This is a genomic window from Nodularia spumigena CCY9414 (genome assembly GCF_000340565.2).
Taxonomy (GTDB): Bacteria; Cyanobacteriota; Cyanobacteriia; order Cyanobacteriales; family Nostocaceae; genus Nodularia; species Nodularia spumigena.
On the sequence record NZ_CP007203.1, the window covers coordinates 3,708,991 to 3,718,940 of the forward strand.

Genomic DNA, 9,950 nt, shown 5'->3' on the forward strand with positions numbered 1-9,950 from the left:
AGCAGATATGGATATGTTAGAACTGGCTGCGGCTAGTGGAGAAATAGACCTAAAATATTTGGATGAATCAGGATTTTCAGCTTGGAGTGATTCAGGTTATACATACTATCAAAAAGGAGAACAAAAAAAGCTCGAACAAACAAAAAGACKTGGACGCAGAATCAGTATTATTGGGCTATTTCAGCCATTAATTAGCTTTATTTATGGTCTAGTAATTGGAGGAGTTAAGCGCAGTTCTTACATCAAAATGATGGAACAAGAGGCGCAAGAAGCATCTGAAAGTAAACGAATGAGAGTCATAGTTCAAGATAATGGACCAATACATTGTTGTAAAGAAGTTCAGGCATTATGGACAAAGTGGGAACAAATGGGTTTATATATGTTTTTCCTTCCTAAATATTGCTCGGAAATGAATCCAATTGAATTAGAATGGCAACATCTTAAACGAGATGAAATTGCTGGAAAAATGTTTGAGGATGAATTAGAACTAGCGTATGCAGTTATGGATGGTGTTGAAACCAGAGGTAAAAAAGGAAAACACCGGACAGAACGTACTAAATTTAACAAAGCCAATTAGGTTAACTTTTCTTTACATACCTTTAAATTTTTCTGTTAACCTACTTAGCACCAGGAAAATATGACTCTCAAGATTTAGCCTATTTAAGTAATGATTATAGTTTTGTAGGTATAATAAGTTCTTTAGTATTACCTGATGGTTGGAAGATTAACCTTTACAATGGTCCATTTTTAGACCAGAGCAAAAAAGAGTTTACTTCTTCAGCGTCTTGAGTAGGAAATGACTGGAATGATCGTACCATGTCTCTCAAAGTTGAAGCCCCCCAACCAGTTCCTGCTCTTGCTTTAACTAATGCTACATCTACAGGTACTACAGCTACTTCAGGCAATGATAATCTGGTGGGAACTTCTGGAAATGATAACTTCTTAGGATTAGGAGGACAGGATACTCTTACAGGTGGACTGGGTGCAGACAAATTCAGGTTTAACTCTCCCTCCGAAGGTATGGATACCATCACCGACTTTTCCAGGACTCAAGGAGACAAGATAGAATTGTTCGCACCTGGCTTTAATAATATGGTATGGTCGGACGACGGAAGTGATGCACTTGCTTCCAATGTATTCTCTATCGGTACAAGTTCTAATTCTTGGACAAATACCATCATGTATAATAATAGCAATGGTATTGTCTATTTTGATTCTGATGCTTTAGGTTCTGCACAACCAGTAGCATTAGCACAGCTTTCTTCTGGACTCAATCTCACTAACCAAGACTTTCTTGTTAGTTGGAGTTAATTGAACATGGCGATCGCTTCTGAACAAAGGAGGCGATCGCATATTTTACAGTAAGTGTACATTTGCATATGTATGTCGCATTCGCAAATTTATATTATTGAGTCGAGATGCGGATATTGTTATAGATGTATGGTTCAAGATTCTCATTGTGGATTACCCGTTTGAAAACATGAAATGTTTCTAATAAAGCAATATGACAACAATTCTAGAATCAGGCAATATCTGGCAACAAGCGGCTACTAATCTCAATCAGTCAACCACCGCAGAAATTTTGCAACTGCTGGAAAAATACCAAATGCTGCCGCAGCTAATCAAAGAGGTAGTGCTTGACGAAGCGATCGCACCAATCTCATGTACACCAGAAGAGGAGAAAATCGCCTGTGAACAAATAGCCCAACATTATCAAATTACCTCTGAAGATGTGCGTCAGCGTTGGCTTGAGCAAAATAACATGAGTGCAGAACAGTTGGATGCGATCGCCATCCGCCAATTTAAAATCGAAAAATTTAAGCATTTCACCTGGGGAAGCGATTTAGAATCTTATTTTTCACAACGCAAACCCCAATTAGATCGAGTAGTCTATTCTCTAATCCGAACTAATGACATTGGGATTGCTCAAGAAATCTATTTTCGTCTGCAAGCTGGAGAACAAACTTTTGCAGAATTGGCGCGGGAATATTCTCAAGGACCAGAAGCACAGACCAATGGTTTAGTTGGTCCCGTAGAACTGCAAACTATTCATCCAGCTTTAGCCAAAATATTAGCTACTAGCCAGCCACAACAACTATTACCACCCACTCAATTAGAAAACTGGATAGTCATAGTCCGCCTAGAAAAGTTATTACTCACACAGTTAGATAATTCCCTGCGTCAACGCTTGCTAAATGAGCGTTTTAATAGTTGGTTACAAGCACAGATGACAGAGCAAAATCTGAAAAGAGGATAATCCCACTATATCAAATTGAAAATATTAAGCTCAATTTGAGCAACTATGAATACATTTATCAATATACTTATCAGGGTATGACTTACATTACAAATTCCTTTCAAGAATTTTCCCCGCGAGCGAAGAGGGAACCGGATTTTTGCGGGGTAGGGAGTAGGGTCAAAATAATTGAAGTCGTCACAAATAATTGGTATAAATTTACTTTATTAGGATTTAAGCACTGTACAAATTCCTGATTTTGTGCATTAAGGGAAATAGGTCATTTTAGGCTTTTATCAATCATCCCTTGATAAATAGCGTAGGCGTAGCCCGCCGGAGGTATGGCCTAAAAAGTGTGGGAAAATCAAAGTTTAATGCCATTCATTTATACCCCCTATTTGGTTTGTCCTGTCAATGCGTAAGTCCTATTTATGATTGATAAATATTCTATAAAATCGCCATTGTTCTGGTTGCCTCTGAGTATATTTCTATTCAGTAGTATCACTTCTAGACCTTTGCGGGGTCAAGCCGAAGAACTACCAAGGGAAAATTTCATCTTCTCCCAAAAGACATCTCCGAAAAAGAATAAAATTATGGTATAAGAGTATAAAATGCTATTTTTAGTAAAGCATTATGAGCAGTATATTCGATTATATCCAAAATAATCCCCAGGAAGCACAGCGTTTAGTAGGGCTGAAATATGAACAGTTGCAGGAACTTTTAGACAAAGCCATTAAACTGCACAATCATAAACGAGAATTGCTTGAAGATAGAAAAGTGAGAATTATTCTGGGTGGAGGTGGTCGCAGACCAAAATTATCACCATCGGAGCAAATAATTCTCACCCTAACATATTTACGACATTTAACCACATTTCAACTATTGGGTATTCAATTTGGCGTGAGTGAAACAACTGCAAATGATACGTTTAACTATTGGTTGCCATTATTGGGAGAATTATTACCACCAAGTTTAGTAGAACAGGTAAAAAAAACTCCAGTGACTATGAAATTGTTAAAGAAGTTTTAACAGACTTTGAACTAATCGTAGATAGCTATGAACAGCCCATAGAAAGACCTTCAGAGTATCAACAGCAGGAAAAATATTACTCAGGTAAGAAGAAAATGCACACTAGAAAAAGTCAATTAATTGTTCTGCCTAATGGTAGAGATATTGTTGATGTAGTAGCTGGTGAGCCAGGACGAAAAAGTGACATAAATTTATTTCGGGAAAATAAAAATGGGTTTGAAGAGAAACAAAAATTTTCCGGTGACAAAGCTTACCAAGGAGAGAAATCAATTAAAACACCTGAAAAAAAGCCTAGAAAAAAAGAATTAAGTTCTGAACAAAAAATTCAAAATAAAGAACTGGCATCAGAGCGCATATTTGTAGAACATTTAATTCGTTTAGTGAAGATATTTAGAGTAGCTCAAGAAAGATTTAGATTAAATTCCTCTAAATACGAGCAGATAATTATGACTATTTGTGGACTCGTTAGATTACGCATTGGCACATTTATTTTGTAACTATAAAAACTTGAAATTATTTATAATAAAATTACCTCAAAGAGATCCTACTTTTGGCTAATTACCAACAACACGCATTTCTAACACCTATTCTACCGTAGAATCTCAGGATATTTGCAGTTAGCGATCGCTCACCAAAAATATCGTAACTGCAAGGGTTTGATAGTTTTCGGAGATGTCTAAAGATTCCCGCCGCCGCAGGATATCCAACCACCTTCCCCACTCCCAACACCACAACCGCAACAGCCATTACCTCCACCAGCAGACTTACTTCCACCTTCGCCACCAAGTTCCACCCCAGAAGAAGTATTCCCCAGTGAGGCTGATCAAACTATTACTGTGGAGCGGTTTGAAGTTATGGGCAGTACAGTGTTTAGTCCTGAAGAATTAGCTGAAGCCGTGGCTGAGTTTACCAAACGGCCAATCACAATGAGGGAAATTTTTCAGGCTCGTTCTCAAATCACGGAACTATACATCAATAAAGGCTACATTACTTCTGGTGCATACATCCCACCGCAAAAGATTCAGTCTGGTGTGATTAAAATTCAGGTGGTGGAAGGTCGATTGGAGGACATTAAAATCACTGGTACTCAGCGACTGAACCCCAATTATATCCGTAGCCGTCTAGCACTAGCCACAACACCACCCCTAAATCAGCAACGGTTACTGGAGGGATTGCAACTTCTAGAACTTAATCCTTTAATTGAAAATGTGTCGGCGGAATTGTCAACCGGGTTGCGCCCCAATACAAGCCGGCTACAAGTGGAAATTCAAGAGGCGAGAACATTTAGCGCCCAAGTAGTTTTAGATAATGGGCGATCGCCAGCCGTAGGTAGTTTCCGCCGGAAGTTGCAACTGAGCGAAGCTAACTTACTCGGACTAGGTGATGGTTTGAGAGTAGCTTACACTAATACCGATGGTAGTAATGCCTTAGATGCCAGTTATATACTGCCTCTTAATCCTCACAACGGAACTCTCAGTTTTAACTTTGGTACTGCGTCTAGCAATGTGATTGAACGTCCTTTCAACGCTCTAGATATTGAATCCTCTTCTCGTTACTATGAATTGACATTTCGCCAGCCATTAGTCCAAACTCCCACGCAGGAATTTGCCCTGGGTGTGACAGCATCTAAGATTGAAAGTGAAGCCTCTTTTATCGAACAAGAACGCATACCTTTTCCGGCTTTGGGTTCTGATGAAGCCGGACGCACAAGCATATCAGCACTGCGGTTTTTTCAAGAATGGACGACTCGCAACAGTCAGGAAGTAATTGCTCTGAGGTCACAATTTAATTTGGGTATCGGTGCGTTAAATGCCACAATTAATCCCGAACCCCCCGATAGTCGCTTTTTCAGTTGGCAGGGGCAAGCTCAGTGGGTACGTCTGTTAGCTCCTGAAATATTACTGCTAGTACGTGCAAATACGCAACTTGCATCCAGGCCGCTTTTGCCTTTAGAGCAGTGGGGCTTGGGAGGCTTGGGTAGTGTGCGGGGTTATCGTCAAAATTTCTTGTTAACTGACAATGGGGCTTTAGCTTCAGCTGAAGTACAATTACCAATCCTAAGAGCAACTAATATAGGTGGGATGTTGCAGGTTATTCCCTTTGCAGACTTTGGCGTGGGTTGGAATAATTCGGGGAGAGAAAATCCTCAGCCTAATACTTTAGCTGCTATTGGTTTAGGTTTGCAATGGTTACAGGGAGATCGGTTCACGGCTCGTCTTAACTGGGGTATTCCTTTAGTATCTGTTAACCTACTTAATAGAGGGACATGGCAAGAAAATGGACTTTACTTTTATTTGCAGTACAATGCTTTTTAACTCCTAAGAAACACATTCCAAAGCCAATGGCTGATGTTCGTAAGGCTTTCAGGGCTGTGTTCCCAGCAACTAAAAAACAAGAGCATAAAGGGCAATATTTCACCAATTCGGGTAAAGGCAATGTTCCCAGGTACGAGCATTTATTTTTTCAGTTTTTCACCTTAACCACTGATGAATATGACGCAGTTGGCGACGATGCCCGGCAACAGTGGAAAGAACAACAGCAAGTTGAGACACCCGCACCCACACCCGCACCCGCACCCGCAGAAGTCGCACCCGCAGAATCAATACCCGCAGAAGTCGCCACAGCAAAAATTATGAACATTTCCCAACTAGAGTTAGACGCTGACACACAGAAAATGGTAGAGGAAGCGATCGCGCACTCTGGAATGTCATTGGCTGAGTTTGTTAGAAAATCCTGCCAGACTTACTCGGCTATTGTCGTAGGCAAGGCGAAAATGTCTAACGACGACTTGACAACAGTTTCAACTCAAGACCTACTAACTAACAGAGTTTACAAGACTCATCCCAACCGTGCTGAGGAATTAACCAGACGCGCGATCGCCGCACTGGAAACTCATAATAATAATTGCACTGAGAAAAGCCAGAAATGGCATATTAACCAAACTGCTATACAAAGTCTTACGGGTAGCAAGCCAGCGACCGTTAAGGAAATTCTTAAGGGATGCCAGCAACGACTGGATGACCACAACGCCAAGCATGACCTGAACCCCTATGACAACCGCAAGCCAGGACAGAAGTTAACAGAGGTAATTGATTTAGCCGCACTTGTTCCTGATGGGGTGGATGTGATTTGATTTTTCTGGGATGGTTGGTTAGTAAAACTTAGGGGTAAAATTACCCGATTGTTACTAGAATTACTTGATATACTCTTGAAAACGTATGACATTGTAATCATAATAAGTTAGTGGAATGGACAGTTGAATTTCATGATGATTTTGAGCCGGAGTTTGGTAGATTGCCTACAGAGGTGCAAGATGAGTTACTTGCTACAGCAGAGTTATTAGAAAAATTCGGCTCACAGCTAAAACGCCCTCACGTTGACACCCTCAATGGCTCAGAGTACAGCAACATGAAAGAATTACGTTTTTTGGCTCATGGTGGTGTTTGGCGTGTAGCATTTGCTTTTGACCCAAAAAGAAAAGCAATCTTGTTGGTAGCAGGTGATAAGTCGGGTGTTAGCCAAAAACGTTTTTATAAACAACTAATCAAAAAAGCTGATGCACGGTACAAGGATCATCTTTTAAAATTAAAAGAGGAAGGTTAAGTACACAATGGGTAAAAGTTTGAGAGAAAAAATCAAGGAACTACCAATAGAACGTCAAAACAAAATTGAAAAACGCGCTCAAGAATTAATTGCTCTAGAATTGACTAGACAAAAACTTAGACTAGAGAAACTTAAACTTATAAAAGTCAGAATTATTAACCAAAAAAAAGTAATTATACTTAGGAAGGTTAATGATAATGTGTTGTTTTAATATAAAAAACTCATTTACACTCTTGAAGTGTCAAAAGTGATGTGATTATTTTTGCTTTGGTGTACACAGTGGTATAGAAATTTCGTCAAACTAATTTTAAACCGTAACTAAAAAATAACCTCTAATAAAAATAATGGGTGAGGCTAAAAGGCGTAAGCAATTACTAGGAGAGCCACAATACAAAACTCAGGCGATCGCTAAAAATTTAATAGGGAGCTTAAATCGTTCCCCTCTCCTAAAAACAATTATTTTTACATTTTTAGCAGAAGCTTTAACATACGAATTGCCGCCTGATTTGATGCCTAGAATTGCGGTGGAAAAAGCGACTAATTGGGTAAATAAGAATAGCGATATAGTTCACCATGCACAACAAAAATCAGGTTGTTTTACGCCTACAGATGAAGCCACAAGAAAGCTAGTTGAAATACTAATAGTTATATCTACAGCAGTACCAAAGGCATCATCGAAAACAGATTTTTCGCAGTTTGACCCCTATAACCCTAAAGATGTTTGCAAAGCGTTAACCATTATCCTACAGGGAATCTCTATTGGCAAACAACTCAACTTGATGTGAAAATGAAAAGAACATTATTTTAGTGAATTGAGATATGGACGTATAACATTATGTACTCGACAAATTTTAGCGTAATCCCATAGTTCATCCATTGAGCATCTTCTTTCTCCCCAACATTCTCGTAGTGCTTCAAGCGCGACATCTAGACCAATTTTATTGCGAAATTTAAAACAATCCACAACTGTTTTTGCCAAAGAATATACTCGTACATTCACACCTTCTATTAGATGTTCTTCAACACCTTCACAGAGGGATTTACCAGACATATAAACAATTCTGAGAGGTAGAAGATTGTCTTTTGGGGGACGGTGCTTGTGAGGTATAGCAAGCCATACTTCAAAAGGTACTTGAGTAGTTAGCCCATAAAAACTAAGTGCTGATAGAAGACAAATTACTCCACTAGGAACTCGTTTAGCAGTTTCAGCCAAGGTATGACCTTCTGTAATTTCAGCTTCTGCAAAAGTGTAAATACCACGGGCTGAACGTATCAATAGTCCTTGCTGTTCCAGGCGTTTGAGATATTGTCTGTGAATAGCTTGTGCTTCTATATCTTTAGCTCTAATTATGCCTTTTTCACGGGCATAATCTAGCACCTGTTGTGTTTTTGACATAATCTATACGCTTGACGGCAATACAGCCTTGGTCGTAAATGTGATAAAGTGTTAGCAGTAGTTAACAATTACCCACAATTTATCACAATTTTTCTGTAACGCATCGTTAAAACTAAAAAAGGGAATTGACAACCGTAAGCCGGGACAGAAATTAGCTGCACTGCTTCCTGATGGGATGGCTTAAGTGTTGTTGTGTTGTTTAAGCTATGACCGCCAGAAAATTTTAGTTACTGAAATTGTATTGTGGTCACGATTGCGAAACAGATTAATATAACGCAAAATAGGTTCAGGTAGTGTTAACCACGGAGTTTGCTGCATGGAACCAACAATCACTATAAAAGTTCAAGCTTTCTGGGATGCAGAGGCAAGTGTTTGGGTTGCCGATGCTTCAAACTTACCCGGATTAGTAACAGAGGCTGAAACCATAGAACAGCTGACAAAAAAATTAGAGATGATGATTCCAGAACTTATGGAATTAAATCAAGCTAGTTCGTTTGGTAAAAAACCTGTGGTTTTGGATTTAACCAGTCATTTTCAGCAACCTATTGGAGTAGGTTATTAAATGAGCGTATCCTTTACCCCTGAAGTAAAACGTATTTTAGAAAACGCTGGATGCTACTTCAAAAGACAAGGTAAAGGAGATCATGAGATTTGGTATAGTCCTATCACCCAAACTTCCTTTGTTGTAGATGGCTGTATGAAATCTCGTCACACAGCCAATGGGGTTCTAAAACAAGCTGGACTAGAAAAGCATTTCTAAAGTCACTTTAGTTTTTAGACATAGAAGTTTTGGACTAAGTAGGTTAACAGAAAAATTTAAAGGTATGTAAAGAAAAGTTAACCTAATTGGCTTTGTTAAATTTAGTACGTTCTGTCCGGTGTTTTCCTTTTTTACCTCTGGTTTCAACACCATCCATAACTGCATACGCTAGTTCTAATTCATCCTCAAACATTTTTCCAGCAATTTCATCTCGTTTAAGATGTTGCCATTCTAATTCAATTGGATTCATTTCCGAGCAATATTTAGGAAGGAAAAACATATATAAACCCATTTGTTCCCACTTTGTCCATAATGCCTGAACTTCTTTACAACAATGTATTGGTCCATTATCTTGAACTATGACTCTCATTCGTTTACTTTCAGATGCTTCTTGCGCCTCTTGTTCCATCATTTTGATGTAAGAACTGCGCTTAACTCCTCCAATTACTAGACCATAAATAAAGCTAATTAATGGCTGAAATAGCCCAATAATACTGATTCTGCGTCCACGTCTTTTTGTTTGTTCGAGCTTTTTTTGTTCTCCTTTTTGATAGTATGTATAACCTGAATCACTCCAAGCTGAAAATCCTGATTCATCCAAATATTTTAGGTCTATTTCTCCACTAGCCGCAGCCAGTTCTAACATATCCATATCTGCTTGTTTATTTGCACGAGTCACTGGATCTTGTTTTGCTTGATGACTTATTCTTATCCGCTTCCAAATCACCCCTTTTTTTTTAGTCCCCGTCTGATTGTGTTGGTACTTACTTTTATCCCACGCTCTTTATCCAGTTTTTCTGCTAATTGCTTACTGTTATAAGTTTGTGCTTCTTCTTTCAAGCATTTTTCTAAATATTCAATGTCAGCTTCCACCAATTTTGGCTTTCTCCCTCGACCTGGTAACTCATGGAGTCCTTCTATTCCTT

Annotated in this window: 16 protein-coding genes; 12 read left to right on the forward strand and 4 right to left on the reverse strand. The window is 38.9% G+C overall.

Annotated elements, in window-relative coordinates:
- The 5 genes from NSP_RS16090 to NSP_RS25520 form a co-directional block, all read left to right on the forward strand.
- Positions 1-577 (forward strand): transposase (locus NSP_RS16090; RefSeq protein ID WP_193789381.1); only part of this gene is annotated, 577 nt, incomplete at its 5' end.
- Between the two features lie 239 nt (positions 578-816).
- Entirely contained in the window at positions 817-1,311 is a 495-nt protein-coding gene (locus NSP_RS16095) for a calcium-binding protein (protein WP_006198095.1), read from the forward strand.
- A 193-nt stretch (positions 1,312-1,504) separates the two neighbouring features.
- Positions 1,505-2,257, forward strand: coding sequence for a peptidylprolyl isomerase (locus tag NSP_RS16100; protein ID WP_006198096.1), 753 nt, complete (start codon positions 1,505-1,507; stop codon positions 2,255-2,257).
- 612 nt (positions 2,258-2,869) lie between these two features.
- Positions 2,870-3,265, forward strand: coding sequence for a helix-turn-helix domain-containing protein (locus NSP_RS26985; RefSeq protein WP_006194781.1), 396 nt, complete (start codon positions 2,870-2,872; stop codon positions 3,263-3,265).
- A complete protein-coding gene (locus NSP_RS25520; protein WP_173403274.1) occupies positions 3,172-3,762 on the forward strand; it encodes an HARBI1 family protein in 591 nt (196 codons plus the stop codon). The genes NSP_RS26985 and NSP_RS25520 overlap by 94 nt, the downstream gene beginning before the upstream one ends.
- Positions 3,763-3,823: 61 nt before the next feature.
- Here the strand turns inward: NSP_RS25520 and NSP_RS16115 are convergent, their stop codons facing one another.
- Entirely contained in the window at positions 3,824-4,048 is a 225-nt protein-coding gene (locus NSP_RS16115; protein WP_006198097.1) for a hypothetical protein, read from the reverse strand.
- A gap of 53 nt (positions 4,049-4,101) precedes the next feature.
- Here NSP_RS16115 and NSP_RS16120 point away from each other — a divergent pair, with 53 nt between their 5' ends.
- From NSP_RS16120 to NSP_RS16140, 5 genes are all read left to right on the forward strand, one after another.
- Positions 4,102-5,580: a ShlB/FhaC/HecB family hemolysin secretion/activation protein gene (locus tag NSP_RS16120; RefSeq protein ID WP_006198098.1), complete on the forward strand. Its 1,479-nt coding sequence runs from the start codon at positions 4,102-4,104 to the stop codon at positions 5,578-5,580.
- Between the two features lie 26 nt (positions 5,581-5,606).
- Positions 5,607-6,398 (forward strand): hypothetical protein, encoded by a 792-nt coding sequence (locus tag NSP_RS16125; RefSeq protein WP_231859485.1) that lies wholly within the window; start codon positions 5,607-5,609, stop codon positions 6,396-6,398.
- A gap of 110 nt (positions 6,399-6,508) precedes the next feature.
- A complete protein-coding gene (locus tag NSP_RS16130) occupies positions 6,509-6,868 on the forward strand; it encodes a type II toxin-antitoxin system RelE/ParE family toxin (RefSeq protein ID WP_006198100.1) in 360 nt (119 codons plus the stop codon).
- A 7-nt stretch (positions 6,869-6,875) separates the two neighbouring features.
- Complete coding sequence (locus NSP_RS26990) at positions 6,876-7,079, forward strand: hypothetical protein (protein ID WP_006198101.1); 204 nt, start codon at positions 6,876-6,878, stop codon at positions 7,077-7,079.
- 133 nt (positions 7,080-7,212) lie between these two features.
- Positions 7,213-7,653, forward strand: a complete 441-nt coding sequence (locus tag NSP_RS16140) for a hypothetical protein (protein WP_006198102.1) — start codon at positions 7,213-7,215, stop codon at positions 7,651-7,653.
- A 14-nt stretch (positions 7,654-7,667) separates the two neighbouring features.
- Here NSP_RS16140 and NSP_RS16145 read toward each other — a convergent pair whose 3' ends face one another.
- On the reverse strand, positions 7,668-8,264 hold the full coding sequence (locus NSP_RS16145; RefSeq protein ID WP_006198103.1) for a type IV toxin-antitoxin system AbiEi family antitoxin domain-containing protein: 597 nt from the start codon (positions 8,262-8,264) through the stop codon (positions 7,668-7,670).
- A 316-nt stretch (positions 8,265-8,580) separates the two neighbouring features.
- Here NSP_RS16145 and NSP_RS16150 point away from each other — a divergent pair, with 316 nt between their 5' ends.
- Complete coding sequence (locus NSP_RS16150; RefSeq protein WP_006198104.1) at positions 8,581-8,826, forward strand: DUF1902 domain-containing protein; 246 nt, start codon at positions 8,581-8,583, stop codon at positions 8,824-8,826.
- The gene (locus tag NSP_RS16155; protein WP_006198105.1) at positions 8,827-9,024 is read left to right on the forward strand and encodes a type II toxin-antitoxin system HicA family toxin; all 198 of its coding nucleotides are present in this window, start codon (positions 8,827-8,829) and stop codon (positions 9,022-9,024) included.
- A gap of 82 nt (positions 9,025-9,106) precedes the next feature.
- Here the strand turns inward: NSP_RS16155 and NSP_RS16160 are convergent, their stop codons facing one another.
- Both NSP_RS16160 and NSP_RS16165 read right to left on the reverse strand, forming a co-directional pair.
- Positions 9,107-9,703: an IS630 family transposase gene (locus tag NSP_RS16160; RefSeq protein ID WP_144360553.1), complete on the reverse strand. Its 597-nt coding sequence runs from the start codon at positions 9,701-9,703 to the stop codon at positions 9,107-9,109.
- A gap of 44 nt (positions 9,704-9,747) precedes the next feature.
- Positions 9,748-9,950, reverse strand: a 203-nt coding sequence (locus NSP_RS16165; protein WP_017804237.1) for a helix-turn-helix domain-containing protein, incomplete at its 5' end; no start/stop codon positions are given.

What these genes read in the sequence shown, in the direction of transcription:
- NSP_RS16095 (WP_006198095.1), top strand. Translation starts at nt 817, where the DNA reads ATGTCTCTCAAAGTTGAAGCCCCCCAACCAGTTCCTGCTCTTGCTTTA.
- NSP_RS26985 (WP_006194781.1), top strand. Translation starts at nt 2,870, where the DNA reads ATGAGCAGTATATTCGATTATATCCAAAATAATCCCCAGGAAGCACAG.
- NSP_RS26990 (WP_006198101.1), top strand. Translation starts at nt 6,876, where the DNA reads ATGGGTAAAAGTTTGAGAGAAAAAATCAAGGAACTACCAATAGAACGT.
- NSP_RS16150 (WP_006198104.1), top strand. Translation starts at nt 8,581, where the DNA reads ATGGAACCAACAATCACTATAAAAGTTCAAGCTTTCTGGGATGCAGAG.
- NSP_RS16145 (WP_006198103.1), bottom strand. Translation starts at nt 8,264, where the DNA reads ATGTCAAAAACACAACAGGTGCTAGATTATGCCCGTGAAAAAGGCATA.
- NSP_RS16155 (WP_006198105.1), top strand. Translation starts at nt 8,827, where the DNA reads ATGAGCGTATCCTTTACCCCTGAAGTAAAACGTATTTTAGAAAACGCT.
- NSP_RS16125 (WP_231859485.1), top strand. Translation starts at nt 5,607, where the DNA reads ATGGCTGATGTTCGTAAGGCTTTCAGGGCTGTGTTCCCAGCAACTAAA.
- NSP_RS16100 (WP_006198096.1), top strand. Translation starts at nt 1,505, where the DNA reads ATGACAACAATTCTAGAATCAGGCAATATCTGGCAACAAGCGGCTACT.
- NSP_RS16140 (WP_006198102.1), top strand. Translation starts at nt 7,213, where the DNA reads ATGGGTGAGGCTAAAAGGCGTAAGCAATTACTAGGAGAGCCACAATAC.